Raw genomic sequence first — 24,474 nt, forward strand, 5'->3', positions numbered from 1 at the left:
GCGTGCCGCAGGCAACGGCGTGCAGGCATCGAACCCGACCCCTTATCACGTGTCGTTTGTCAGCCTGAATGTGAACGGGGAAGAGATTGAAGGCGAGATGCTCGCCCCTTATGCAAACCGGACTTTTGCTCTGCCTGCTAAAGCGGGGAATAAAATCACCGGCAGTTTTGTTAATGACTATGGCGCGGTCAATGTCTTCGATGCTGCCGTGAAATAAGTCACTCATGAACGTAAATATATTTAGCTAGCACCTTAGTCATTATTCAGGGAAGTCAGTTCTTGAAGGAATTTTATATGTCAAAACCTTGGCAACGTGGCATCCAGAGCCAGCTTTCACCTCTGGCCGTCGCTATCTTATCGACTTTTTTCGTGGGCCACGCCAGTGCTGAAATTAGCGTTAGCGCCCCACAAGAGATCGCAAGAAATCTGGAGTTCGATGCTTCTTTCCTGAACATTGATGACAAAAAATCAGTCGACCTCAGCCGCTTCGCTAACGGTTCTTCTGGGCTGCCAGGGGTGTATAAGACCGCGCTGTATATTAACGACCAGCTTGTGAGTAACACCGATATTGAATTTAAAACACGGGAAGATAAGTCGGTTTATCCGTGTCTGACCAGCGAAATCATTAAAAATATCACGTTCAATTACGATAAATTGCCAGCGGATTTTTTAAACCCAAAAAATGGTGGTGAGTTGTGCATCGATCTGCAGCACAAACTGCCACAGGCACAGGTCAATTACGACAGTAATGAGCAACGGCTGGATATCGTTATTCCTCAGGTTTATATGCTGACAGCAGCACGTGGTACCGTCAGCCCTGAATTATGGGATCGTGGCGTACCGGCGTTATTGCTGGGTTATAACGTCAATGGCTACTCCAGCGAATCCCAAGGCAATACGTTCAATTCCATGTTTGCCAGCGTCAATGCCGGGCTGAACGTGGATGCCTGGTATTTACGGCACAATGGCTCCTATAGCTGGACAGATAACGGGCAGAAACAGTACAGCAATATCAACACGTATCTGCAACGCGACATCCCACAACTGATGGGCAGAATGCTGATTGGGCAATCCAATACGCCGGGGCAGATTTTTGATACCTTGCCATTCTCCGGTATTCAACTAGCCAGCGATGAGCGGATGTTGCCGGAATCTCTGCGTGGCTATGCGCCAGATATCCGTGGTATTGCCAGAACCAACGCCCGCGTCACCGTGCGGCAGAATGGCCAAGTGCTGTATGAAACTACCGTGACGCCAGGGGAATTCCTGATCAACGATCTGTATCCAACCGGATACGGCGGGGATTTGGACGTCACGGTGCGAGAATCTGACGGCACCGAACAAACTTTCCGCGTACCTTATGCGTCGGTTGCGCAACTGCTGCGCCCCGGATCATCACGCTATTCAGTTACCGCAGGTGAACTGCGCAGCGATAGTCTTCGCGATAAACCGGCACTGTATCAGGCAACCTACCAGCGTGGCCTGACCAACGCCATCACCGGTTATGGCGGCCTGCAAGTCAGCCAAGACTATTATGCGCTGCAATTAGGCGCAGCGGTCGGCCTGCCAGTGGGGGCCATGGCTTTCGACGTGACCCAGGCTCGCGCCCATCTTGGCAACAACACCGATGCACAAGGCAGGCACCTGTCAAATAACAGCCTCAGCGGGCAAAGCTATCAGTTGAGCTACAGCAAGATGATTAGCGAAACCAATAGCAACCTGTCGTTGGCGGCGTACCGCTTCTCTACCGATGGCTATATGGATTTTATGACCGCGATGCAGACTCGTGATACGGTGGCTCGAGGTTATTCACCAGACTCGATATGGCGAGCCAAAAATCGCTTCACCGTTACGGCTGGCCAAGGGTTAGCTGAAGGTTGGGGGCAGCTGTATGTCAGCGGCTCGATACAGAACTACTGGAACAAAGAGGGTACCGAGAAGCAGTATCAAGTCGGTTACAACAACCACTATAAAAACTTGTCGTATGGCATCAGCGCCAACCGCAGCTATTCCAGCCTGGGAACGACCCAGACTAACTATCTGCTGAGTTTCAGCCTGCCGTTAGGCCGCAACGATCAGATACACACGCCGCAGTTACGCATGGATTTGTCGCATGACAGCAGCGGCCGTAATGGCCAACAGGCGACCCTGTCCGGCACCGCCGGGGCGGATAATCAGTTCAACTATGGCGTCACGGCGATGAATGCCAACCAGGGTGTAGGCTCCAGCGGATCACTCAGTGCCAACTACCGCAGCCCGTTCACGGCGATGAGCGGAACTTACAGCACGGGTAAAGGTTATCAGAGCGTTTCTGCCGGGCTTTACGGAACGGTGATTGGGCACTCAGGCGGCGTAACGCTGACACCGTATACCTCTGATACCTTCGCGCTGGTAGAAGCCAAAGGCGCGAAGGGGGCCAGCGTCTCATCTTATCCAGGTGTTAGAATCGATTCGTTCGGCTATGCGGTAGTGCCTTACCTCAACGCATATCAGATGAATGAAGTCAGTATCGATCCGAATGGCATGCCAGCAGACGTTGAGCTGGACAACACCAGCCAGAAGGTGGCGCCCTATTCCGGTGCCGTAGTGAAAGTGAAATATGATAGCAAACGAGGTACCCCAATCCTGATAATGGCGACCTACCAAGGGGAACCGGTGCCGTTTGGTGCCAATGTGGTGGACGAAAAAGGCAACAGCGTCGGTTCAGTAGGCCAAGGGGGGCAAATGTACGCTCGTGTGGCTGAAGAGAAAGGATTGTTGCGCATCATATGGGGCGAGGACAATGGTATGCAATGTAGCCTAAGGTACAGATTGATGCCGCAGGTAAAAGACCTCAAGCAACCCATAATGCAGCGCTTCGACTCGATCTGTCAGCCGTAAAAAGCAAACCTACATAGGCTGGTGCCCTCATTTTAGAACCAAGAGGCCGCCAGCCTACATTGTATTAATTACTGAGCTCGTTGCCTATGACCTCTCATTTCTTGCAAGGATATTTCCATTGATTGTTAATCAGGGAAGTTTATTTACAACATAGACAATGAAAATAATATCAAGGAGGATTTATGGTCGTTTACATAGTGACTGATAATAATTACTTTTTTATCGGTTTGCAGACTATTTTAGAGAGGGAGTCTTACACCGTTAAGTGGGCCTCTCATAAAAATGTCACATCGATTAACAATAAGATGAAACGTGAAGCCAGCGCATTTATTTTTCATATATCACAATATGATTACTTACCCTACTCATTGTTTTCATTTATGAATCATGTTGGCAGATTCATTATTGTCTCTCCTCAACATCTCATCAAATTTTATTCAAGCTTTAACCTTGGCCATGTTATCAATGAAAAGTCAGAAATGGACTTATTCATCCACAGCATTTACAACGTTTTACTAGGTGAAAGAAAGCATTCTTACAGCAAGATAAAACTGACCCATAGCGAAAAGAATATATTGTTACACGTCATGAGTGGCCACAGCACCGCATTTATTAGTGATGCCTTGGATATCTCCGCAAAAACGGTATATACGCACAAGAGAAATGCACTGCATAAGCTAGGTGCACGCAAGGTTACCGATATTATCAGAACACAAAAATCGATCGGCACCGCTATATTTATAGAGGATATTTCAATGCTTTTGATGGCCAAAAGTATGATTCAGTTATAACCTAAAATTCTCTATAACAAAGTTGAATGTATAGCTGATAAGCAGAACGCTCCCTAATACATTACACAGATGAATAGGAAAGCATTTAGTTCTGCTTATAGATTATACATTAACTTTATACTATCTCGCTGTAGGTATGAGATCCCATTCAATATTACAGGGCTATTCATAAGGATAAATAATGTAGATTCAGAAATATATCATCATTTCCATATCATTCTTTTATGTTATAAACATAGCAATGCACTATAAACATTTGTAATTTGCATTAAGTGCGAACTGATAATCTGTATAGTGCAAAAATCTCTTCTTAAGATGCTACTCAATAATCTGGTAAGTTAACACTTTCGAGCTACAATAACAATTAATGGTGCGAAAAATCCTAAAACCAACCATGTGATTGAAAATGAACAAAAAATTCCTTATTAATAAGACCGTTTTTTTCTACCCTGATGAGCATAGATTAGTTCCCACAGGTGAGAAAGGCTCAGAAAACGCGCTCAATCTGCCAGTCAGTAGATGCCTACTTTTACTCTTGCAAAAACCCAATACGGTGATTAGCCAGCAAGAGTTCTTTAAACATGTGTGGGAAAACCAGAAGCAATACGTCACGACCAATGCATTTTATCAAAATATTTCTTTACTAAGGCGAGGGCTTAAGTCTGCCGGATTACAGGGCAATATCATTCAGACAGTTCCCAAAGAAGGGATAAAATTTTCTGGTTCAGTAACGTTGATTGAAGAAGAAGAGGAAGAACAGCAACAGCAACAGCAACAAGAAATAGATACCGGCTTAGCATCCGAAAGACCAGCCCCCCTGCCAGTTAAAACCGATAACCATGTAGAAGAAAAACTGGAGGATACATCTCCCTTGGCAGACAGTGATAAGCCATTCAGAAAAAGAGCAACGGCGTTACTGTCCAGCAAAAACATCTCATCAAGCATGATAATACATCTCATTATAGTCAGCGCTTCACTCCTATTCTTTTGGTTCACCTGCCAGCAGCTCTATCACAATGTTACGCGCACGTTGAACTATTTCTCTGCATACCATCAGATAGGAGAGGCTAATCAGTGTTTAGTATTTGCAAAGACAACAAAAATACCAAACGGTGATGGAGAGTATCTCTCCTTTATGAAGGAAAGAAAAATCTCGTGCGAGCCAGGCCAGATTGCTTACATCACCGCCAATGACGCGAATACCCGTATGTCAGTCCATATCTGTAACAAAAGCCCGTCGGGTATTTCCTCATGTTTAACACATTACTTCTTCGAATACGCCCATGAACAAAAAATATCGTAACATCCTGTTATGGATACTATTTTTTACCATTATTGCTTCACCCTTGCTGGTGAACACCATCTACAACTATCAAAACAACCACTTCACCTGCTGGAATAAAGTTTACCTTCATAATGGTGATATCACCTACGATGCGTTGACAACATACTCGGTGATGGGTAATTCCGGGCAAGTTAATTTGTTTGGACAACTCAGCGAATACGGTAAAAAATCATTATACGTCCAGCAACAAATCCCCTTTGTATTTACTCAACATCAGGACGAACCGTTAATCGTGTTCACACCGACGGTGCTCGCCGATACGGTGAAAAAACTACTGGAACCAATTGGCGGAGCAAGCAAGAAATGGATTTTCCCGGTTTACACCTTCCGTCAAGGAAGGCATGTCATGGTGTTAGAATCGGATGGGATCCCTATTTATGTGTGTACCAGAGTCTGATTTGGCTTTTATACCCCTTGCAGGTAGCGCAACACACTGAGCAGGCAGCCTAACGCTGGGTTAGGCTGCCCGGAAATGCCCCTATTTAGAAGCTGTATTTCACCCCTAACATCAGGGCCGTATCGCTGTAACCTTTATTACCAATCTGCTGGCCCACATCCCCCCCACAGGCTTACCTGCGGAGTGATCTGGCCATCAGCACCCACCTTCAATTCGGCGATATTCGCCGCCCCGTCCTGCTTCACGGTCACGCCATCCATATGGGCGCCAAAGTCTTTGGTGTTATGGATCCAGTTGGCTTCCACAAACGGCCGGAACGCCTGCGCATTGCCGGTGCCCTGGCCTCCCCCCCTCTTCATATAGGCTTTTACCCCCAGAAGGGTCTGGATGTTGCGGTTCCCCTCACCGGATACTTGATCTTACCCAGTAATGATCCTACCCACGTTATGTGGACACAGGCCTAAGCGCTGAGGGAACCCCATAAATCAGCACTAATAAACCAACACCATATTTCGGTAGGTTTTGGCGAGGTGGTTAAGAACACAGAGATAACTGACTTGTCAGCATTGAGTTAATATTTCTAAAAATCAGAGAAATATCATGGTGAAGCGATTCGTTGCCCAGCAGACGGTCAACACGTTTAATTTTTAACCTGAGCCTGACCAGGTAAAAATCGCCCGATGCTGGTCAGCGTCAGTGAAGCCCCGTTGATTAATGCAACGGTTGCATCCAGCAAAGCATTTTGTCGATATTTGTGGAACGGGGCTAAAGCTTCACGGAAGAACTTCTGACATACTTGGCGAGCAGGCATAGAGGTGATCTCATTGAATTTCTGGAACAATCAGTAGATCACAAAACTCTATGCCTGTCTTTTTTAGGCGCCCATTGCTGGGGATCCCTAAGCGAGGTTCTGGTTTTCAAACTGTTCTGGACTGAGGCCACCACAGGCACTGTGGCGACGAAGCCGATTGTAATCCCACTCGATATAGCAAACACAGCTGTTCGCATTATTTCCCGGCTGGCAACGTGCTCGCCGTGGATACACTTCACTTTTAGTGAGTGGAAGAAGCTTTCCACGCAGGCATTGTCGTAACAACAGCCTCTGGCGCTCATACTGCCACGCAGATTATGGCGTTTCAGTAAGGCCAGGTAATCCGCCGAGCAGTACTGGCCCTCCGTCTGTATGGACAATGACATTTCCGGGCGTTTACGTCGCCACAACGCCATCTGCATCGCAGGCCAGTTGTGCCGTCATCTGCGAGGACATCGATCAGCCGATGACGGCTCGCGACCACAGGTCAATCACCACCGCCAGATAAAGCCAGCCTTCATCTGTGCGTAGTAGAGTAAAAGACAGGGCGTAGTCGAACTATTTCCCTGTCTCTCCTCTCCGAACCGGACGTGCACCTTTCAGCGCACCGGCTCTCCGTTTGACCGGCCTGAACCGGCGCGAGGCCTTTGGGTCATACACCCATCGAGGGAAATCCATGACCAATCGATACCAGACAATTTATCACTTTTGAGCAACCCATTTTGCCAAAAACGTTCAAAAACACCGACAGCAGTCCATTCCTGGAAGCGACGATGAGCGGAGTTGGGGGAACATATTCCTGTCGCCTTAAGCGCATTCCATTGGTATCCAGTACGTAGGATAAAGAAAATGGCATTCATAGCAGCCCGGTTACCGTATTTGCAGTACCAGCGGACAGCCCACAGAATGGAAATATCGACCATGGAAAGGGTTCATACACGGTTCCTTCAGTTAAAGTGGGAATATCAGCTTACCACTACCGACTATTTGCAACAGTGCCATGCAACATAACCATTACACTTTATAATTTATGAAATTTCTCCATGCCCGATAGAAAACTATCAATAAGCCGTTTTCTTTTATCTAAAACATGCGATGAGCTGTTCTCTATCGAGTTAATAACACTCGTTTTTTGCGAAAGCGCTTGGCACATTTTTTGACCAGAATCCTTATATTTTTTAAGTAGTGCGGTGATCATGTTTTTATCTACACGATAAATTACCGAGGGAACTAATGCCTTGGCGGTTATATTCATTGGTATACCTGCTAGAATGCTCTCCTCTCCTAATGAATCTCCAGGGGAAAGGCGACCAAATTCCACAGAGTGAGTATCTTGCATATGTTCAACTGAAATAACACCAGAGGCGACAACGACCAGAGACTCTACCCTTTCACTTGGTATTAAAACAACCTCTCCTTCCGCATAGAAATGATAAGTCAAGCCATTTATTAAAAAGTTTATTTCTTCAGTATTAAGCAGTTGAAACAAAGTAACATACGATAGCAGCTTTTCCTTGTGGTTAAATCCTCTATTTCTATTATTGACAGGGATGCCCAATGTCCGTAGTTCCAAACCGGCTGCAGAAAGATGCCGATGGCATAGATCATAGAGTGTGTTTGACATGGCTCTTTTTTTCTCGACTTCATCGACGAAAACCGAGACCTCATATTGAAATGAATTAGCTGATGATGATTTTATCATGGCAAAAGGTTTAGGGTCTTTCAGAACAATATGAGTGCCAATCAGCGCATTATTTAACGCAGAAAAAACCATTGCAGGCCGCTCTTCAATAGCTACATCAAATACAACAGAAACACCATGTACTTTTGATGGGCGGTTATTATTGATGATTTTCGTTTTGGCTATAATGCTATTAGGGATAATAGCCACATTACCTTGAGCCGTCATTAGATGCGTTGCGCGCCAGTTGATATCAACAACCTTTCCTTCTGTCGTATCTATTTTCACCCAGTCACCTATCTGACAAGGGGATGTGGCATTGAGTACAATACCGGAAAAAACGTCATTTAATGAGCTTTGTATCGCCAATCCCAAAACCACGGCTAAAACACCTGATGTTGCTACCATTCCGCGGATGGAAAAATCCATTATATTTGTCAGTGAGGCCCAGGTTGCAGCAATAAAGAGGATAGCATTCACTACATCATGCAAGAATCTGTCTCTGGCGTTTTTGTTTCTTTGAAAAAATAAATTAAATAATAGAGAGAGCAAAATGGCAACACTGAACCACCAGAATATCCCCAAGAAATGAGCTACAATATACTGCAAGTACGAATCAGACATAAGCGGAGGAGCAAGCGGGCTAATACCGGCACTTAACATCGCCCAGCTAAAAAATAAAAAATTTACCAGCCGAAGCAGTAACTTCACCATGCTATTCTTAGGCCTTGACGTTCGCCACAAAAAAATATCGAGCATGATGAGAAAAATAGAATAGAACAGTGTATTTTCCATTTAATTTTCAGGGCCTATAAATAAACTTTAGTTTTGATTGTTACCATGCACTGAGAGTCTCAGTGATGTTTTATACCCGTATCCTCTCAGACTAGAAGGAGCTTGGCTGCATACCCGCTTGGGTATTGCCCCTCACGGGGCCACCACGAGCGGCGTTAAATCGAATTGGAAATCACCTCCCTATGATTTCCTTTGCGGACTGCGCGTCTGCCTGTAACTCCATTTAATCAGCAATCTGACCGCGCTTTTCTAGCTCACCCTAATGCTACTTCTCTGTCAGACCGCCCAGCAGGAACAACCCAGAGCACCAAAGAAACCTTTAAGATCAGAGATCGGCAGCGTTGATGTCCAGGCTCCAGCATGGTCATGACCGTGCAGACCACAGTTATCCGCACAGCCGCAGGAGGCCATAGCCATCTGACGGACCGCCAGAGAGTTTTTACCGGCCCCCTCTGGTTCTCCCCACGCGGCAAACCCTTTAAAGGTACGCACCGGTGACCAGTCTGGCATCGCCGGGGGTAATGGGTTTTCATCGAATGATTCAAACGGCCCGGCACCCCAAACGATTTTTCCGCCCACCATCGTCAGTTGCGAGGTCAAGAAGGAAATTTCGTCTTCGGCACAGGCAAAGAAATCTTTATCCGGCACAATCAGATCGGCAAACTGGCCCGCTTCAATGCGGCCTTTCTTCCCTTCTTCATTGGAGAACCAGGTGACATTCTCCGTCCACATGCGCAGTGCTGTTTCGCGATCAAGACAGTTAGCACGTGGATAGAGGTTCATACCACCCACCGTTTTACCGGTGATCATCCAGGCCAGGGAAACCCAAGGATTGTAAGATGCGACACGTGTAGCATCGGTACCACCAGAAACTTTGACCCCTCTTTCCAGCATACGTTTGATCGGCGGCGTCGCTTCTGCGGCACCGGCCCCGTAACGCTCAACAAAGTATTCGCCTTGGTAAGCCATACGGTGCTGAACCGCGATCCCACCGCCTAGAGCTGCGATACGGTCAATTGACTGATCTGAAATGGTTTCAGCGTGGTCGAAGAACCAGTTGAGACCTTCCAGCGGGATATCCTGATTCACCTTCTCGAACACGTCCAGAGCGCGAGAAATGGTTTCGTCGTAAGTGGCATGCAAACGCCACGGCCAGCGGTTTTCAGCCAGAACTCGCACTACCTCTTCGAGTTCACCTTCCATTTCCGGTTGCATATCCGGACGCGGTTGTCGGAAGTCTTCAAAGTCTGCCGCAGAAAATACCAACATCTCACCCGCGCCGTTATGACGGAAATAATCAGACCCCTGCTTGTAGGTGACCGAGCGGGTCCAATTCAGGAAGTCTTCTTTTTCATCACCCGGTTTTTGGGTAAACAAGTTATAGGCCAACCGTACCGTCAATTCCCCCTCGTCCGCCAGTTGCTTGATAACGGCGTAGTCGTCTGGGTAGTTCTGGAACCCCCCACCTGCATCGATGACACCTGAAATCCCAAGACGGTTCAGTTCGCGCATAAAGTGACGGGTAGAGTTAACCTGGTAGTCAAACGGCAATTTTGGGCCTTTTGCTAAGGTAGAGTAGAGAATGCCGGCATTCGGTTTTGCCAGTAACAACCCGGTAGGGTTTCCTTTGCTGTCGCGGATAATCTCACCCCCTTCAGGGGCTTGTGTCTCTTTGGTATAGCCGATGACACGCAGCGCCGCACCATTGAGCAGGGCACGATCATATAGGTGCAAAAGAAACACAGGGGTATCAGGTGCAATGGCATTGATCTCTGCTAGGGTGGGCAGACGTTTTTCAACGAATTGATGTTCAGTGAAACCGCCGACCACGCGCACCCATTGTGGTGGGGGAGTGATGGCGACCTGACGACGCAGCATGTCCATCGCATCAGCCAGCGAGCGTACACCGTCCCAACGCAGTTCCATGTTATAGTTCAACCCCCCACGGATGACGTGGGTGTGGTTGTCGATCAGCCCCGGCAATACGCGCTTACCTTTCAGATCAATAAATTTTGTTGACGGACCGGAAAAGGCTATCACTTCAGCTTCGTTGCCTACGGCAAGAAATTTTCCATCCTTGACCGCTACTGCACTGGCGGTGGGATTGGACTTATCCAGCGTAGTGATGAGACCGTGATGCAAAATAGTATCGGCGATAATAGGTTGGGTCATGAGTTTTTCTCCTCAACGGATGAGTTCTTATCTGCTGTTTGTCGGCCAGGTAACTGACCAAAGATATGACTGATCGTCTCTTTTTTGGTGCAAGCACTCGAAAAAGAGGTTCCGGCAATCAGCTGTTTTCCTATGGGGATAATTTGCTCACCGACCAACATGCCGAGTAAACCAAGGAGAGCAATCAAGGGAGGTGCGGGAGAACGAACATTCAGCAGGCTATAAATAATACCCACTAACAGCCCAGCTCCCAGTGTCAGAATATATATTTTCATCTGGGCCTCAAAAATAAAGGCATAACGCAAATATCGTCCTAAAGGAGACAGGCGTTATGCCCAAAATTAAATGTCGCGATTATTTAGCTGGGTTAGGGCCAATACGCTCGCCGTGTTGTACACGCTCTTCGGCTTTGTGAACCATGGTGTAGGCATAATCGACGCCAATACCGTAAGCACCGGAGTGTTCCTTAGCGATGGCCATAACAGCATCATAAGTTTCTTTATGTGCCCAATCACGTTGCCATTCCAGCATCACTTGCTGCCAGGTCACTGGGATCACACCCGCTTGAACCATACGATCCATTGAGTACTTGTGTGCATCCATGGTGGTACCACCAGAAGCATCAGCAACCATATAAATTTCGTATCCACCCTCTTTCATGGCACAAAGAGCAAACGTATTATTGCAAACCTCGGTCCACAGGCCAGCAACAATGACTTTTTTACGGCCATTGGCTGCTAGTGAATCACGTACATTCTGGTCATCCCAAGAGTTCATTGAGGTACGCTCAAGCAGTGGATGCTCAGGGAAAACAGCCAGCAATTCAGGATAGGTATGGCCAGAGAAACCTTCAGTTTCTACCGTGGTAATAGTGGTTGGGATATCAAATGCTTTAGCTGCTTTTGCCAAAGCGACCACATTATTTTTTAGTGTTTGACGATCAATGGATTGAACACCAAACGCCATTTGTGGTTGCTGATCGATAAAAATAATTTGGCTATTTTGTGGTGTTAAAACATCAAGGTAATGGGACATTAAAAATACTCCTAAAATTATTTTGGTAGTGATATCATACCTACACTTAAAGCTAAGTGTAGTCGTTGTGGTGGCATTACTTTTTATTTAATTAAATAAAAAGTCATCGTAAAAAAATAAAATTGAGATAAAACAAAAGCATAATTCAATGAAAATATTTTAAAGAACACTACTCACATACCACGTATCCATTCAACAGAATACGGATCTGTGCTTTAGATTGAAGTCTCTAACAGGTTAAATAAATGAACCTAATAATCGCTATACTTTTTTCCGTACGTCTTTGCCACCCGGTAACGGGTTGGGTTATCTTCAAGTGAGCGACTACTTGGAACACTTGTTTAGATTAGAAGCACAGTTTATGCAAATAATTTTGAATTAAAACAGTTACTTTTGACAATCACTATCACACTTTAGGTGACAATTATGAATTTCGAAGATATTCATATCTTTACCACTATTGTACATGCCGGAAGCCTTACCGCCGCCGCCGAGCAACTCAATCTTTCAAAACAATTCGTCAGCCGACGGTTGGCTATTTTAGAGAAGTCACTTTCTGCAAGATTATTAGTACGCAATACTCGTCGATTATCTGTAACGGATATCGGCATGGTTTTTTTTCATCAAGCACAACGGGTGTTGGATGAAGTGCATACAGCAAATCAAGTGATCTCTCGCTATCAAAAAAAATTGGTTGGCTCATTTAAAATCAGCATACCAATGACTTATGGCGTGAAATACATTTCAAGTAAACTTATTGATTTTAAAATAAAAAATCCAGAATTAACTCTGAATATCGAAATGAACGACCGTTTTGTTGATTTAATCGGTGAGGGTTTTGATCTTGCAATACGTATTGGTAACCTGAAAGATTCCACACTAATTGCCAGGTCTCTTGGCGCTTTGCCAATGACACTCTGTGCCAGCCCTGACTATCTTAAAAGCGAAGGCACCCCGAAAGAAGTCGACGATCTGATGCAGCACCAATGTTTGCTTTATGGACGGGAGGGTCAATATGGTTGGAAGCTTAGTATTGCAGGCAAGAGTAAAATCTTTTCAGTAAAAGGTCCTATCTGCAGTAATAATGGGGAGGTGATTAAAGATGCCGCAGCAGCAGGATTAGGGATCGCACTCTTACCGAATTTCATTGTCGAAAAAGAGTTGCAGGCGGGAACACTGGTTAAGATATTACCTTTCTGCTCCTCACCTGCCCTGCCTATTAATGCTGTATATCCAAAACATAGACAACATAGTTCCTTTATTCGGGATTTATTATCTTTTTTAACAGAAAAAATAGCTGAAAATTCAGTTTGATTTAATTAACAGGATTTTGTCGAAAATAGTAAAGTGATATTCTAATCCTGACCAATCAGTCCGAGTTGAGGTTGAATAATAATGCTCAGTTTTAAAGGCCACCACTTCCCCAAATGCCTCATTTTGATGGCCGTCAGATGGAAGTTGGCCTACCCGCTCAGTTATCGTCATATTGAAGAACTACTCGAAGAGTACGAGGCTGATGTAGACCATTCAACCGTGCAAAAATGGGTCGTCCATTATGCGCAGCAACTTGAGCACTCTTTCAGAAAAGGGAAGAAGCCTGTGGGGCGAAGTTGGAAGATGGACGAAACCTATATTAAGGTGAACGGTAAGTGGGTTTACCTTTACCAGGCGGTGGATAACGCACCAACGGTGGCAAGCCGAATCCGCTGCCGCCACTGCGAGAGTTAACAGAAAACTGGCGAACAGAATATAACGAGGAACGCCCGCATAGCTCACTTGGCAATGTGCCACCAGTTATCTATGCGAGGCAAAAACTGAACGGAGATCCTCATTGGCGGTGCTACTAAAAACTGGAGGGACTACAATGATTGAAGGCGCTACGTTGGCCAGGCTCGGTTTTACCGCTGGCACCCCGCTGCAACTGACGCGCCAGCATCACACCCTGTGGATCACCGTCGTCACCGACGAAGCCACCTGGGAAGCACTATGTAAGGCCAGCCAAGACCGCCCGGATCTGGGTGCGGATTGGGTGAGAGATAACGGCGAGTTGATTATCGGCGACGACTGGCTCACCGAGTCCGGCATTACCGATGCGGAACAACTGGAACTCATCATTGCGCACGGTATGCTTCGGTTGCAGCGGCGGGAAGTGGATGTTTTCAAAGCATAAAAAGCAAAGTTCCCGCCACGAGGGCGGGATCTTTATTATTTCAAGATATAGTCAAACTTCTCATCCCAGTTAAACTGTATATCTTGCTGTTTTGTTTGCTCAAAGATTTGAACAATTTTATCAAAACATTCACCAAGACAGCTTCTTGATTGCTCGGAGTTTAACCAAATTATCGTTACTGGCCTTTCTACGTCATTACTTAGGCGATCCCTGAGAGCATCAAGATTTTTCCCATAATAAGGACCAAAATCTAATAACGTGGACATAATCTTATGGAAGTCAGGCTCAGTTTTTATACTCGCTCCGTCTAAAATTACTTCATTCATATTCACTTCCATTTACCTATTGAGGTCGCAGTCTCATAGTGATCTGTTGTGATATATAGCAAGCCATCATTTGAGTACAATAACCTTGTTCCCGGTTGATTGCTTCTCGACATCGTATTATTTAGTCCTATATCAGCTTCTTGCCAGTACTGTTCATCGGACTATCAGACCTTGCTGAAACGCCATAATCTACGTGGAAGCATGAGCGCTAGAGGCTGTTGTTATGACAATGCCTGCGTGGAAAGCTTCTTTCACTCGCTGAAAGTGGAATGTATCCACGGAGAGCGCTTTAGCAGCCGTGAAATGATGCGGATGACGGTGTTTAACTATATTGAGTGCGATTACAATCGCTGGCGTCGCCACAGTGCCTGCGGCGGTCTCAGCCCGGAACAATTTGAAAACCAGAACCTCGCTTAGAGCCGTGTCCACATTACGTGGGTAAGATCATTCAATGTGGTTGGCATCGCTGAGTTCCTTAGAAAAAAATGCCCGCGTTATCGCAGGCAGGGTTGAAGATTGGGGGATGTGAGCGCTTACGGCTTATACCGGTTTGGGCGGTGTTGTCTGATAAACAGCGATATAGACATGACCAAAACTGCCCAACGTATCAGCCACGCAGGCAAAACCAGCATGCTTGACGGTGACGCAATGCTGACGGCGTTGGTCGAGTTCACCAGACCGCAGGCAGGCTTCCAATTGTTCGATCAGTACCGGGAAAGCAACATCCAGCGTTTTAAGCGCATCAGGATCAAATGTGCCAATAAAACCGGCACGGTCAGCCAGAAAATGCAGGTGATTACCCTGCTGGACCAACCGGGCTCCCAGGCGTGGTGTGATAGTAGATTGCAGGCCCCAGACAGGCGACGATGTGCTGTTTGAGTGATTATCAGTATCAGGAGTGGTGTCTTTCATTGCTGAATGTCCTTATTAATGCACAACGCCAGCGGTAAGGCTGGCGTGTAGGCAGGTGATAGTGAGGGTACTTCAGGCCAGGCGGCGAATGATCGGACTGCGTAGCCCCAGCGCACTGCGGGCGCGGAGCATATCGCCACCGCTCAAGGTGGGGTCCTGTGCCATCAGGCTGAAACCGGGGCGATCAATGCGCACCAGATCAAATTTCTCCACCAGTTCGTTGACGGTTTCCCGTACCGTGACGCCGTGCTCAATCTGTTGGGCAATCGCCAGGTCGTCGTGATACGGCGTATCGTTGAGTTCCAGGCCGTAACAGTGAGCCAGCAACCAGGCCAACAGTTGCTGGTATTCAGTTCGTGCCTGATTGGCGCTGGGTGTGATGCAGGGTATTTTGTCGAGAGTCTTCATGCAGGTAGCTCCTTAACACGACGGGGAAACCGGGAGTTGGCAGTGGTGATTCAGCCAATGGGCGACTTTCCGCCACTGTTTCACAGGGACATCCGATTCAATCGTCCAGGTGTTCGGGCACTGCGTATTCGCCAGCAACAGCGTGGCCATCACCAGCCACCGGTAGGGATAGCCTCGCGTATCGCAGCGGATCAGTGCATAGGGTGTTTGGCGCTGGTAGAGAATGAACGGATCGCCTGCCTGATGGGTAATCCGCTCACCGTTAAAACCGATCATGCCCAATCCCATCAGGTTGTTGTCGAAGCGGTACAGACGGTTGCCTGTGTGTTCACAGATAACCGGTGCGGTGGTAAGCCCCAATGTGTCGGGTTGCCAATGCAGCTTGAGATACGCGGTGGTGATCGCCTGGCATAAGGCTTGCCAGTCTTGCGATGTCTCGTTGCCATGTTGCAGAAAATGAAATACGCCAGGCACGAGTGATGCGCTCGTGTTCATGAGTCAATATCCTTGTAAAATAGAGAGATAATGCGAAGGTGGAACGTGGGGTGTGGGGCTGTATTACCAGTCGAAGGTGGTAAATTCGGGCAAGACCTCACCCAGGGCGTCTATGTGCAGGTAGCTCAGTTGATGGCGTTTCATCAGCGTGGTGACCAGATATCGGCAGGTTTTGGACAGTCCCAGCCGTTTGAGGCGCAACACCGGGTGGGTCCACGCATCCAATCGCAACAGATAGCCAGTGCCCGAAAATGAGATCCATTCCCCGTCGCTAAACTCATCCTGACAATGCGAGATCTGGTAGAGCAGCGCATTGTCGCCTTCAGTGAGATGGGCGGTACTGCATTGCAGGCCGAAACGCAAAAGCGGCGTTGTTACCATTATTGACTTCCTTCCTTTATTACGCCCCGTTGCGGGTAACGGCGTTGGTGATGTGCCAAGACTTTTTCACGCCATTCAGGGCTGATGACCGGGGCCATTGTCAGGTAGCTTTTTGGGCAGGAGTAATAACAAGGCTGTACGGACTCATCCATCGCCTTATAGCCCCAACTCCCGCCTGAACCTTGCATCAGGATGCAATGAATGACCGCTTTGGCGACTTTGGCCGGATCTTTGGGGGTACTCTGGACAACCGACCACAGGACATTTCCCCGCAGTGCATGTGCCAGCGTCACGTGTTGATAGTGTTCAGTGTCGTCGGTTTGGATCAGTGCCGCGATCAGCTCACGGCGGGAGCGGTGTGAAAATAACCAGCCCATAAAGCATGCTCCTTGAAAATTAGGGGGATTGCTATCAGCCAGGTAACCAGCCGCGCTCGGTGAATGACACGATATCCAGACCGCCGACAATCAGATGGTCCAAGACCTTCACATCAACCAGGGCCAGTGCGTTGACCAACCTTTCGGTGATCTGCCGGTCAGCCTGGCTGGGTTCAGCCTCCCCGGAGGGGTGATTGTGCGCCAGAATGACAGCGGCTGCGTTGTGACGAAGTACCGCCTTCACCACTTCACGGGGATGAACTTCCGTGCTTCTGATACTGCCGGTGAACAAGGTTTCGCTCGCCAGCAACCGGTGCTGATTGTCGAGATACAGCACAATAAACACTTCGCGCTCCTGCCCGGCGAGTTGTAACCGTAACCAGTCGCGTGCGGTGCTGGTGGAGGTGAACACTGCCCCTGGTTCACGCAGGTGTTTTTCCAGCAATGACAGAGCACGTTTGACCGTGCGCTGTGCCGTTAACGGCAGGGCGGTTGATGCCAATAATGTTGAGGAATTCATGTTGGTGTTCTCAGTCAATCAGGGCAAAAATGGCGCGGCTGTCGGGATGGTGCAGCGCGTATTCCCGCAGACGGTAGAAATAGTCGGTCATGGCTTCGCTTTCGGTGCGGCAGGCATGGTGACTGTAGGCCATCAGGCAGGCGGTGATCCCCGCAGCTTCAGTACTCATTTCGGCACCATTGCCGTTCATGGAGTTGAACAGCATCCATTTCTTATTGGTATCGTCGTCAGCATCTGGTGCCATAAAGGCACCGCCATTATTGAGCGTGTAAAACTCCCAGGAGCCGCCGTGGTAATCCGCACACAGGCGGTCCATCCAGCCAAAGACGTGAGCCTCGAGAATCGGCCATTGCGGTATGCTGCCGAAGTGCTGAGGCCAGAAACGAGAGCGCTGGTTTCCAGGTACGACACTGGCACTCAACGTTGTTGAATGAGAGGGAGGCGCAGACAGTTCAAAATGCGTATTCATGTAAATATCCTTATTAATGAGATAAATAAGCCAGATGGGCTCTGTCGAAAAATCGGCAGAGCCGTCTGGAGGTGATGTCGTAAAAGTCAGTGAGTGCTTACAGGGGGGATGGCTTACCCACGAACTGGCGAAGGGGGAACAGCCAGGATCAGGCACAGTTCGGTGCAGGATTGGGCATAGCCATCAGCATTAAAGCTGGCAGGCCAATGCCCCTTTACCTCGACGAATCGGCACAGGCTGTGCTCACCCGGTCGATAGCAAAGATGGTGGCACCAGGCGCACAGATCGTCATCGGATATCGAACGACTGCCGGGGGCGTTGTCCAGTGGCACCGAATGCGGGTCCGCTTGCCGGGCGTTGGCGGGGATTGGCCACATCAGGATACCGCCTGCCGTAATCGCACAACCAGGCTGTGGGTTATGTACAGTGCCAGTTCATCGACGGTTAATGGACGGTCGCGGCGAACCGAGTTCACCTGACCGAAACGCGAGGCTAAGCGGGTCATGTTGATTTCCTTCATGTTATTAATGAATAACAAAACAGGCTCACCGGCATAACCGGAGAGCCTGTTGATGTTGAGCGTGATAGAGGCCTGTTTCCTGAGGGATAACCTCTAGGTACTCAGGCGCGTGGCGTCGGTCTGGCTGACAACACCTGTTTGTGCACCCGTTAACGTGTACGACAACATTTACTCGAGCGTGACATACATCTCGCCATTCTGGCTCTCGCTCACTGTGATGTCGCGGGTTGAACCGTCACTGAGCTCAGCAAAGCCAAAATGCGTTTTTCCCCGGCTTTCCGTTATCATGACGTTTCTGCAGGATGTCGAGTATTGCTTAAGCTGCGTGTGATAAATATCGGTCACCGTCTTGCAGGCAGCCTGCTCAAGGAGCGCCGTCCCGCCATTGAAGAGGGTTTTGACCAGCGCATAAACCACGATCAGGGCCATCCAGACCAGGAACAGTTTTTTCCCTGCACCAAGCGCCTTGCAGCGCTTGAAGAGGTACACTGGCGAGACCAGGATCCAGACTTTTGAAAAGTCGGCTTTGCCATGCGCCTTGAGCAACTTCCAGTCGAGAAAGAAAACCATCAGCGTCAGCAGCATGACCAGGACATTGATCACCAGATTGACATTCAACGAAAAAATAAAATCTGCGGCAATGCTCAAGAGGAATAACGAGATGGCCAACCAGATATATTTATCGTGAAGTTGCGTATTGTCCAGCGTCAGGAAGTGGCCGACGGCAGCGGTATTTATCCCCGTCCGGGTGTTCCCATTGATGATCTGCGCAACCAGCTTTTCATCATATAACCTCCTCGCACTCTCGTTGAGCAGAATAGACCGGATTTCCCTGACTTTCTGTGGGTTTGCACCTTCATCAGATACCCGTTTTTCCAGCGCGGCCCGAATGTCATCGTGGGATGCCGACATATCCAGCTCAAGGTATTCGTAATAATTTTCCATCTGTTTCTTCCTTATGGTCAGTGTGATTGTTGATTTATGGCGTGATGCCGGAAAAGGGCCCGGTTAACCGAAGAACCAGACCCAGAGGGATTTTGCGACCCGTTTAACGGTGTTTTTGACGGACTGGACCAGGACTTTTACGGCATCGGGTAACGGTACCGAGCCCATGGCCCACTCCACGATATCCGTCACGGTATCGCCGAAATCGTCTTTGGCTTTATCAATCGCCATGTCCGTCCGGCAGGCGGTATTGATATGGGCGTAAACCTGGCTGCTGGCATAGCGCGGCAGCGCATAAATCATCGCTTCCACCAGGGCAGGCATCTGATAGCCGGAAGGAGCACTGATAGCGATGACCTGTGCCGGAGAGACCTGGAAACCGGCAGCCACCGTATTGATCTTGCGTTGCAATGTGTCCTGCTGTTGCGCTGACGGCTGTTGGCTCACGCTGTCCCAGGTGAGTGACGGGGCGATTTTGTCAGCCTGGCTGAGTACAAACAGGATGGTGGGGTGTGGGGCGTGACGGGCCTTGAGGATATGGTGGTAAACATGTTCATCGGCAACCAGCGCCCGGTCATCGGCCCGGATGAGCCAGAGAATAAGGTCAAGCTCGGGGAGCAGACGCTGATAGAGCGCTTCATATTCCGCGTCCCGCGCCTGGCTTTCTCCGACCCCTGGCAAATCCATCAGGGTGAGCGTGTGTGCCCCTGCCGTCAGCGTCAACCGCTGGGGCTCGCGGGTACAAGCATCAACATCGCTCACGGCACAGGGGGTACCGCTGAACAGCGCATTGCACAGGCTTGACTTGCCTGCACCGGTTTTGCCCATGATGCCAATCACCGGTTGGTAATAGAGAGAATGACGTAAACGTTGCAGAATAGACTCACGCAGTGATACGGGCAGTGCAGAAAGGTGTTTGTCCAGCAGGGAGAACCCCGAATGCTGACTCATGGTATGGACCCTCAATAAGGAAAAGAAAAAAGAGGTGGTCGCCTCATGGAGGTGATGTAGGACTGAAATACCCTCCAAGTGAATTTTCCCCTTCATCCACCGTTCCCCGCACCCAAGAGGCATTAACACCGCATTGTTTTAATTGATTTTTAGCGCGTGAACTTGACGCTGACCTCACCCTGTCCCTCACGGTATTTATATCTCATTTGATTGATATTAACGATTAATATTTAATTATTGATCAGTTTAAACGATCGATATAGTCTATGGAGCAACCCATGTGTCGGGGGGCGAGCGGGGTCTGAGACACGGGAGAGCACCCGTTGATGTGGGATTGCGGGGGATGAAGAGAAACCCTGGATGAACAGTGCTACAGAGGGCGCTCGATTGCTGTATGGCAACGATGGATAACGCGGTTACTTACTGTCTTTAATGCGTTTATAAGCGGAATACAGACGTGCACTGACGTGTGCAGTAGTGAGTGCTTGTTGTCTTGCTGCGGTTATCATCTGTAGGAGAGATGCTGTGACGAGCCTGGTTAGCTGCGATAAGGGACCAGTCTGCCTCGTGCAGGCAGACGATAAAAGCGCGCTGAGGGAAACAACGCACCGGCTTCAAGCAGATTCAGGGCAGCAATTCCCTGGCATGGCACTGCAGGGCTTGTGCGAACTGGTAAAGTTTTTCAACCGTGAGGTTCACTTCGCCACGTTCAATTCTGCCCACGTAACTTCTGTCAATATTGGTCAGAAGCGCCAGTTTCTCTTGCGATATGCCCAACGCCTTACGGCGCTTGCGTATCAGCGTGCCCACAGCCTTGCCCAAGTCTTGCATGGTTTTCATCACGTAAAGACAAAAACTATGCGAATTTGTGGTTTAATAAGCCACGGACTATAATCCTCATTTAAAATTAATTGGCTGCTTTTTAGGGTAAATTCACTTTACAGCCCGACAGGTTGTCACGATCGAATCCTGCCCAGCCCAGTTGGAGAGGAAAGGAATGTGCGATCCCGGTTTTTTCAGGGAGCAATAGAAAGCCAACACCAGGGTGCTTTCTACAATCGCTCCCGTTATTCGATAAAAGCGACGTATTTTCAATCAACGCCCTTCTCTACCGGTTGAAAAACGGGGGGCAGCAACGGCGAATGGCAATGGGTGACAACACTCTTCAACAGGGAGCAGCAATACAGGAATGAAAAGAGCGAGGTCATCATGATTGATTTTGCCGTAACCGATAAAGCACGCCGCTCAGATGTGGCGAAGATCATCCAGTGAGGGAAATACCATGGTGGGTTCCGGCGTCAGCCTCCGGTTTTTTTGCACAGCCTGTGCATGGCGCCTGGTGGTTCGCTTCAAGACAGATAACATCGTCAACATCAAGACCTGCCCGGTGTGCAACAGCCCGGTTGCACACCAGCCAGCCCCGGCTCTGAAGTCATTGTTCAATGAACGGTTCAACGGTTAACAAGGAAATGTCCATGCATGTCGAGAACATAGAGAGTCTGCATCATGAGGCGCAGCGTTTGCTGAGGCTGATGCTGAGCCATCTGGAGGAGGCCAGAGAAAACCCTGAGGTTTTGCTCACTACTGCCAGTCATGACGCGATGTTGGCATTTGATGCCAACGGGGTATCACACCTGAGTGACACCCTGCGGGACGAACTGCATAAGCTGACCCGCGAGGAGATGGTGTTGGCGGTGGTCGGTACCATGAAATCCGGCAAATCCACCACCATCAATGCGATTGTCGGCACTGAGGTATTGCCGAACCGCAATCGTCCCATGACGGCCCTACCGACATTGATCCGTCATACCCAGGGACAGCGTGAGCCGATACTGCATTTTGCCCATACCGCGCCCATCAATACGTTGATACGAAAACTGGCTGCCTGTTGCGATAATGCAGCGGAGCCGTTGTTGGACGATGACCTGCATGAGTTGTTGGCGCACATCCGGCATGCCCCGTCTTTTGAGACACGTTATCAGGGCGCAGACGCTATCTTCCACTGCCTGAAAGACCTTAACGATCTGGTGCGATTATCCCAGGCGCTGGGTATCGAATTTCCCTTCAAGGATTATGCCGTCGTCAAACACATTCCTGTCATTGAGGTCGAATTTGCCCATCTGGCTGAGCTGCCTGGCGGGCAGGGGCAACTCACCCTGCTGGATACGCCAGGCCCGAATGAGGCGGGACAGCAACATCTTAAGGCCATGCTGAAAGATCAGTTGGGCAAAGCCTCGGCAGTGTTGTCGGTGATGGACTATACGCAACTGAAATCCACCTCGGATGAAGAGGTACGCCAGGCTGTTTCAGTGGTAGGACACGATGTGCCCATCTACGTTCTGGTGAACAAGTTTGACCAGAAAGGCATGCGCGGTGATAACGTCGAACAGACCCAAACGCTGGTGGCAGAGCACCTGATGAACGGTATCGTCACTGCCGAACGGGTGTTTCCAGTCTCATCACAACAGGCGTATCTGGCCAACCGTGTGCGCCATGAAATTACCCTCAAAGGGGCGTTAGCCGATCTCGACACCCAGCCCTGGATTGAAGATTTCACCCGGCTTGCCATGCCGTTTTGTGAACCGGAGGATTTGCGTGATACACCGACAGTGTTGCAAAATGCTGAAAAGTTATGGAAAAGCTCGCGTTTTTCAGCGCCGTTGACGGAAGTCATTCAAGCCGCGCATGCCAACGCCGCGCTTTATGCCCTGAAATCAGCCAGCAATAAGCTTTTGCGCCATGCGGGCGAGGCTGAAGCGTATTTCGCGTTACGAGCCCAGGGACTGGTGGCCGATATCACTATGCTGACGCGCAATATCAGTGAGCTGGAGTCGGATATCGCTCTGCTGGCAGAGCATCAGCAAGAGGTGGAAACGCAGATCGCTCAGGCGATGGATAACGCTCATCGTGACTTTTCAGCAGCGATTGAAGCGCTGACACAGCAAGTGACGGCGGAAATCGACGCTTACTTTAGAGAAGGCAAACGAGAAGAAAAAGCCCGCAACGAAACAAAAAATAAAAAAACCAAACAAAAACGCGTTACTCAACCTCCTGATAGAAATACTGGTAGCCTAATGTCTACCTTATCTTCGCTATTCACCGGGACGTCAGACACCGAGGATGCATCAACACCGCGTAAATCGATAGATTTTAATCCCGACGAAGACAGGATTGAATTTGATGATCCCGACGAGGCAAGAAAATTGTTGCAGACTGTCCATCAGGCGGTCAACGGCATTTTGGCGGAGGGAGAGAAGAAAATCGCCACAGACCTTGAGGCTGCGCTGACCCGGCTGGAAGAGGGGCTAAACATCACGGTCAAGACCTGTCTGCACACCATAGAAGAAAAAACGCAAGGCGCTCTGGATGAGGCCGGTTTCAGCGTGAAGATCGCCTTCCCTGTGTTGAATTGTCGCGCGTTTGATTTCAGCTTCAAGGAAGGTGAGGCAAACGCTATCCATCAAGGGGAAAAGACCGTCACTCGCCGGAGGCGTCAAGATGGCTTTTGGGGCTCGGTATGCGGTTTGTTCGGTACTGATGACTGGGGCTGGGAGAGCTATCACACCACCGAAACGGTTTATACCCTGACGTTGAGCAAGATAAAAAGCACGATGAAGAAAGAAATGGTGGCGTTATCGCACACCGTCAACGCGATCGTCGATGTGCAGATCCAACAGCCGATACGACAGGAAATGTCGGATTTCTTCACGGCATTCAGCCTGACGCTGGAAGGGATCCGCGCCAATCTGCAGCATAGCCGGTCAGCGCAGCAACAGGAAACCCAGCAGGTGGAAGCGCTTAAAAAAAAGCTGGACTACTTTCTGACCACCAGCAAGCACATGGCCCAGGACAGTGATGCATTGCAAAAAGAAGTGGCCTGTCTCTATGGCGAACAGGTGGGCGCATGAACCCGATAATGACCACTCAGGACGTCGTGCAGGTATTACCTTGCTTGCACGAAAAATTCGTTGTCGACCTGGCCAACGGTGTTGATATCGTGCGTGACCACACGCGTATACAACAAAGCCAGCGATTTTTTGAGCGGCTCTGGCACGATCTTACTGGTACCAATGTGCAACGCCAGCAGGCGATC

The 24,474-nt window shown here is 48.8% G+C and carries 26 protein-coding genes and 7 pseudogenes; 12 read left to right on the top strand and 21 right to left on the bottom strand.

Annotated elements, in window-relative coordinates; all coding sequences use genetic code 11:
• The 5 genes from WG891_RS25650 to WG891_RS25670 form a co-directional block, all read left to right on the top strand.
• Positions 1 to 217, top strand: a 217-nt coding sequence (locus WG891_RS25650; RefSeq protein WP_443006362.1) for a fimbrial biogenesis chaperone, incomplete at its 5' end; no start/stop codon positions are given.
• A 77-nt stretch (positions 218 to 294) separates the two neighbouring features.
• Positions 295 to 2,880: a fimbria/pilus outer membrane usher protein gene (locus tag WG891_RS25655; RefSeq protein WP_337264987.1), complete on the top strand. Its 2,586-nt coding sequence runs from the start codon at positions 295 to 297 to the stop codon at positions 2,878 to 2,880.
• Between the two features lie 182 nt (positions 2,881 to 3,062).
• Positions 3,063 to 3,671 carry a helix-turn-helix transcriptional regulator gene (locus WG891_RS25660; RefSeq protein ID WP_337264988.1) on the top strand — a complete coding sequence of 203 codons (609 nt, stop codon included), beginning with the start codon at positions 3,063 to 3,065 and terminating at the stop codon, positions 3,669 to 3,671.
• Between the two features lie 406 nt (positions 3,672 to 4,077).
• Positions 4,078 to 4,974, top strand: a complete 897-nt coding sequence (locus WG891_RS25665) for a winged helix-turn-helix domain-containing protein (RefSeq protein ID WP_337264989.1) — start codon at positions 4,078 to 4,080, stop codon at positions 4,972 to 4,974.
• Positions 4,955 to 5,413, top strand: a complete 459-nt coding sequence (locus tag WG891_RS25670; protein WP_337264990.1) for a hypothetical protein — start codon at positions 4,955 to 4,957, stop codon at positions 5,411 to 5,413. Before WG891_RS25665 ends, WG891_RS25670 begins: the two co-directional genes overlap by 20 nt.
• Before the next feature lie 85 nt (positions 5,414 to 5,498).
• Here WG891_RS25670 and WG891_RS25675 read toward each other — a convergent pair.
• The 8 genes and pseudogenes from WG891_RS25675 to WG891_RS25710 form a co-directional block, all read right to left on the bottom strand.
• Positions 5,499 to 5,826, bottom strand: a pseudogene (locus WG891_RS25675) (autotransporter outer membrane beta-barrel domain-containing protein); the annotation flags it as partial.
• A gap of 127 nt (positions 5,827 to 5,953) precedes the next feature.
• Positions 5,954 to 6,224: pseudogene (locus tag WG891_RS25680) on the bottom strand (IS4 family transposase); the annotation flags it as partial.
• A gap of 87 nt (positions 6,225 to 6,311) precedes the next feature.
• Positions 6,312 to 6,764 (bottom strand): annotated as a pseudogene (locus WG891_RS25685) (IS3 family transposase); the annotation flags it as partial.
• An 89-nt stretch (positions 6,765 to 6,853) separates the two neighbouring features.
• Positions 6,854 to 7,096: pseudogene (locus tag WG891_RS25690) on the bottom strand (transposase); the annotation flags it as partial.
• Between the two features lie 149 nt (positions 7,097 to 7,245).
• Positions 7,246 to 8,700 carry a mechanosensitive ion channel family protein gene (locus tag WG891_RS25695; RefSeq protein WP_337264991.1) on the bottom strand — a complete coding sequence of 485 codons (1,455 nt, stop codon included), beginning with the start codon at positions 8,698 to 8,700 and terminating at the stop codon, positions 7,246 to 7,248.
• 276 nt (positions 8,701 to 8,976) lie between these two features.
• Positions 8,977 to 10,872 (bottom strand): amidohydrolase, encoded by a 1,896-nt coding sequence (locus WG891_RS25700; RefSeq protein ID WP_337264992.1) that lies wholly within the window; start codon positions 10,870 to 10,872, stop codon positions 8,977 to 8,979.
• Positions 10,869 to 11,147 carry a XapX domain-containing protein gene (locus tag WG891_RS25705; protein WP_337265002.1) on the bottom strand — a complete coding sequence of 93 codons (279 nt, stop codon included), beginning with the start codon at positions 11,145 to 11,147 and terminating at the stop codon, positions 10,869 to 10,871. Before WG891_RS25705 ends, WG891_RS25700 begins: the two co-directional genes overlap by 4 nt.
• A 79-nt stretch (positions 11,148 to 11,226) precedes the next feature.
• Positions 11,227 to 11,907, bottom strand: coding sequence for a hydrolase (locus WG891_RS25710; RefSeq protein WP_337264993.1), 681 nt, complete (start codon positions 11,905 to 11,907; stop codon positions 11,227 to 11,229).
• A 426-nt stretch (positions 11,908 to 12,333) separates the two neighbouring features.
• Here WG891_RS25710 and WG891_RS25715 point away from each other — a divergent pair, with 426 nt between their 5' ends.
• The 4 genes and pseudogenes from WG891_RS25715 to WG891_RS25730 all read left to right on the top strand — a co-directional run bounded on the left by WG891_RS25715 (position 12,334) and on the right by WG891_RS25730 (position 14,077).
• Positions 12,334 to 13,221: a LysR family transcriptional regulator gene (locus WG891_RS25715; protein ID WP_337264994.1), complete on the top strand. Its 888-nt coding sequence runs from the start codon at positions 12,334 to 12,336 to the stop codon at positions 13,219 to 13,221.
• Positions 13,222 to 13,524: 303 nt separating this feature from the next.
• Positions 13,525 to 13,635, top strand: a complete 111-nt coding sequence (locus WG891_RS27170; RefSeq protein ID WP_443006364.1) for a DDE-type integrase/transposase/recombinase — start codon at positions 13,525 to 13,527, stop codon at positions 13,633 to 13,635.
• Positions 13,614 to 13,754, top strand: a pseudogene (locus WG891_RS25725) (integrase core domain-containing protein); the annotation flags it as partial. The gene WG891_RS27170 and the pseudogene WG891_RS25725, both read left to right, overlap by 22 nt.
• Before the next feature lie 17 nt (positions 13,755 to 13,771).
• The gene (locus tag WG891_RS25730) at positions 13,772 to 14,077 is read left to right on the top strand and encodes a hypothetical protein (RefSeq protein WP_337264995.1); all 306 of its coding nucleotides are present in this window, start codon (positions 13,772 to 13,774) and stop codon (positions 14,075 to 14,077) included.
• A 35-nt stretch (positions 14,078 to 14,112) separates the two neighbouring features.
• Here the strand turns inward: WG891_RS25730 and WG891_RS25735 are convergent, their stop codons facing one another.
• The gene (locus WG891_RS25735; RefSeq protein ID WP_076943738.1) at positions 14,113 to 14,403 is read right to left on the bottom strand and encodes a barstar family protein; all 291 of its coding nucleotides are present in this window, start codon (positions 14,401 to 14,403) and stop codon (positions 14,113 to 14,115) included.
• A 144-nt stretch (positions 14,404 to 14,547) separates the two neighbouring features.
• On the opposite strand from WG891_RS25735, the pseudogene WG891_RS25740 reads away from it, so the two are divergent.
• Positions 14,548 to 14,820, top strand: a pseudogene (locus WG891_RS25740) (IS3 family transposase); the annotation flags it as partial.
• A gap of 123 nt (positions 14,821 to 14,943) precedes the next feature.
• Here WG891_RS25740 and WG891_RS25745 read toward each other — a convergent pair.
• The 12 genes and pseudogenes from WG891_RS25745 to WG891_RS25800 form a co-directional block, all read right to left on the bottom strand.
• A complete protein-coding gene (locus WG891_RS25745) occupies positions 14,944 to 15,315 on the bottom strand; it encodes a type IV toxin-antitoxin system YeeU family antitoxin (protein ID WP_337264996.1) in 372 nt (123 codons plus the stop codon).
• A gap of 72 nt (positions 15,316 to 15,387) precedes the next feature.
• Positions 15,388 to 15,723, bottom strand: a complete 336-nt coding sequence (locus WG891_RS25750; protein ID WP_337264997.1) for a TA system toxin CbtA family protein — start codon at positions 15,721 to 15,723, stop codon at positions 15,388 to 15,390.
• Between the two features lie 12 nt (positions 15,724 to 15,735).
• Positions 15,736 to 16,218 (bottom strand): hypothetical protein, encoded by a 483-nt coding sequence (locus WG891_RS25755; protein WP_337264998.1) that lies wholly within the window; start codon positions 16,216 to 16,218, stop codon positions 15,736 to 15,738.
• Between the two features lie 63 nt (positions 16,219 to 16,281).
• Entirely contained in the window at positions 16,282 to 16,599 is a 318-nt protein-coding gene (locus WG891_RS25760; RefSeq protein WP_076944340.1) for a DUF5983 family protein, read from the bottom strand.
• On the bottom strand, positions 16,599 to 16,976 hold the full coding sequence (locus tag WG891_RS25765) for a hypothetical protein (RefSeq protein ID WP_337264999.1): 378 nt from the start codon (positions 16,974 to 16,976) through the stop codon (positions 16,599 to 16,601). The genes WG891_RS25760 and WG891_RS25765 overlap by 1 nt, the downstream gene beginning before the upstream one ends.
• A gap of 34 nt (positions 16,977 to 17,010) precedes the next feature.
• A complete protein-coding gene (radC, locus tag WG891_RS25770) occupies positions 17,011 to 17,496 on the bottom strand; it encodes a RadC family protein (RefSeq protein WP_076944338.1) in 486 nt (161 codons plus the stop codon).
• Between the two features lie 10 nt (positions 17,497 to 17,506).
• Positions 17,507 to 17,965 carry an antirestriction protein gene (locus WG891_RS25775; protein ID WP_337265000.1) on the bottom strand — a complete coding sequence of 153 codons (459 nt, stop codon included), beginning with the start codon at positions 17,963 to 17,965 and terminating at the stop codon, positions 17,507 to 17,509.
• 113 nt (positions 17,966 to 18,078) lie between these two features.
• Positions 18,079 to 18,342, bottom strand: coding sequence for a hypothetical protein (locus WG891_RS25780; protein WP_076944336.1), 264 nt, complete (start codon positions 18,340 to 18,342; stop codon positions 18,079 to 18,081).
• A 41-nt stretch (positions 18,343 to 18,383) separates the two neighbouring features.
• Positions 18,384 to 18,470: pseudogene (locus WG891_RS25785) on the bottom strand (DUF932 domain-containing protein); the annotation flags it as partial.
• A gap of 183 nt (positions 18,471 to 18,653) precedes the next feature.
• On the bottom strand, positions 18,654 to 19,430 hold the full coding sequence (locus WG891_RS25790; protein WP_337265001.1) for a hypothetical protein: 777 nt from the start codon (positions 19,428 to 19,430) through the stop codon (positions 18,654 to 18,656).
• Between the two features lie 63 nt (positions 19,431 to 19,493).
• A complete protein-coding gene (locus WG891_RS25795) occupies positions 19,494 to 20,381 on the bottom strand; it encodes a GTPase family protein (protein WP_337265234.1) in 888 nt (295 codons plus the stop codon).
• A 624-nt stretch (positions 20,382 to 21,005) separates the two neighbouring features.
• Positions 21,006 to 21,212, bottom strand: coding sequence for a helix-turn-helix domain-containing protein (locus WG891_RS25800; RefSeq protein WP_076944333.1), 207 nt, complete (start codon positions 21,210 to 21,212; stop codon positions 21,006 to 21,008).
• Between the two features lie 644 nt (positions 21,213 to 21,856).
• Here WG891_RS25800 and WG891_RS25805 point away from each other — a divergent pair.
• Both WG891_RS25805 and WG891_RS25810 read left to right on the top strand, forming a co-directional pair.
• On the top strand, positions 21,857 to 24,289 hold the full coding sequence (locus WG891_RS25805; RefSeq protein ID WP_337265235.1) for a dynamin family protein: 2,433 nt from the start codon (positions 21,857 to 21,859) through the stop codon (positions 24,287 to 24,289).
• Positions 24,286 to 24,474, top strand: a 189-nt coding sequence (locus tag WG891_RS25810; protein WP_337265111.1) for a diguanylate cyclase regulator RdcB family protein, incomplete at its 3' end; no start/stop codon positions are given. The genes WG891_RS25805 and WG891_RS25810, both read left to right, overlap by 4 nt.

The organism is Serratia sp. MMO-28 (assembly GCF_037199905.1).
GTDB lineage: Bacteria > Pseudomonadota > Gammaproteobacteria > Enterobacterales > Enterobacteriaceae > Chania > Chania oryzae.

Coding starts and splice junctions, on each gene's coding strand:
- radC (WP_076944338.1), bottom strand. CDS start 17,496: ATGAATTCCTCAACATTATTGGCATCAACCGCCCTGCCGTTAACGGCA.
- WG891_RS25775 (WP_337265000.1), bottom strand. CDS start 17,965: ATGAATACGCATTTTGAACTGTCTGCGCCTCCCTCTCATTCAACAACG.
- WG891_RS25695 (WP_337264991.1), bottom strand. CDS start 8,700: ATGGAAAATACACTGTTCTATTCTATTTTTCTCATCATGCTCGATATT.
- WG891_RS25705 (WP_337265002.1), bottom strand. CDS start 11,147: ATGAAAATATATATTCTGACACTGGGAGCTGGGCTGTTAGTGGGTATT.
- WG891_RS27170 (WP_443006364.1), top strand. CDS start 13,525: ATGGACGAAACCTATATTAAGGTGAACGGTAAGTGGGTTTACCTTTAC.
- WG891_RS25665 (WP_337264989.1), top strand. CDS start 4,078: ATGAACAAAAAATTCCTTATTAATAAGACCGTTTTTTTCTACCCTGAT.
- WG891_RS25715 (WP_337264994.1), top strand. CDS start 12,334: ATGAATTTCGAAGATATTCATATCTTTACCACTATTGTACATGCCGGA.
- WG891_RS25760 (WP_076944340.1), bottom strand. CDS start 16,599: ATGGTAACAACGCCGCTTTTGCGTTTCGGCCTGCAATGCAGTACCGCC.
- WG891_RS25735 (WP_076943738.1), bottom strand. CDS start 14,403: ATGAATGAAGTAATTTTAGACGGAGCGAGTATAAAAACTGAGCCTGAC.
- WG891_RS25755 (WP_337264998.1), bottom strand. CDS start 16,218: ATGAACACGAGCGCATCACTCGTGCCTGGCGTATTTCATTTTCTGCAA.
- WG891_RS25805 (WP_337265235.1), top strand. CDS start 21,857: ATGCATGTCGAGAACATAGAGAGTCTGCATCATGAGGCGCAGCGTTTG.
- WG891_RS25655 (WP_337264987.1), top strand. CDS start 295: ATGTCAAAACCTTGGCAACGTGGCATCCAGAGCCAGCTTTCACCTCTG.
- WG891_RS25790 (WP_337265001.1), bottom strand. CDS start 19,430: ATGGAAAATTATTACGAATACCTTGAGCTGGATATGTCGGCATCCCAC.
- WG891_RS25800 (WP_076944333.1), bottom strand. CDS start 21,212: ATGCAAGACTTGGGCAAGGCTGTGGGCACGCTGATACGCAAGCGCCGT.
- WG891_RS25710 (WP_337264993.1), bottom strand. CDS start 11,907: ATGTCCCATTACCTTGATGTTTTAACACCACAAAATAGCCAAATTATT.
- WG891_RS25745 (WP_337264996.1), bottom strand. CDS start 15,315: ATGAAAGACACCACTCCTGATACTGATAATCACTCAAACAGCACATCG.
- WG891_RS25660 (WP_337264988.1), top strand. CDS start 3,063: ATGGTCGTTTACATAGTGACTGATAATAATTACTTTTTTATCGGTTTG.
- WG891_RS25765 (WP_337264999.1), bottom strand. CDS start 16,976: ATGGGCTGGTTATTTTCACACCGCTCCCGCCGTGAGCTGATCGCGGCA.
- WG891_RS25780 (WP_076944336.1), bottom strand. CDS start 18,342: ATGTGGCCAATCCCCGCCAACGCCCGGCAAGCGGACCCGCATTCGGTG.
- WG891_RS25795 (WP_337265234.1), bottom strand. CDS start 20,381: ATGAGTCAGCATTCGGGGTTCTCCCTGCTGGACAAACACCTTTCTGCA.
- WG891_RS25750 (WP_337264997.1), bottom strand. CDS start 15,723: ATGAAGACTCTCGACAAAATACCCTGCATCACACCCAGCGCCAATCAG.
- WG891_RS25700 (WP_337264992.1), bottom strand. CDS start 10,872: ATGACCCAACCTATTATCGCCGATACTATTTTGCATCACGGTCTCATC.
- WG891_RS25670 (WP_337264990.1), top strand. CDS start 4,955: ATGAACAAAAAATATCGTAACATCCTGTTATGGATACTATTTTTTACC.
- WG891_RS25730 (WP_337264995.1), top strand. CDS start 13,772: ATGATTGAAGGCGCTACGTTGGCCAGGCTCGGTTTTACCGCTGGCACC.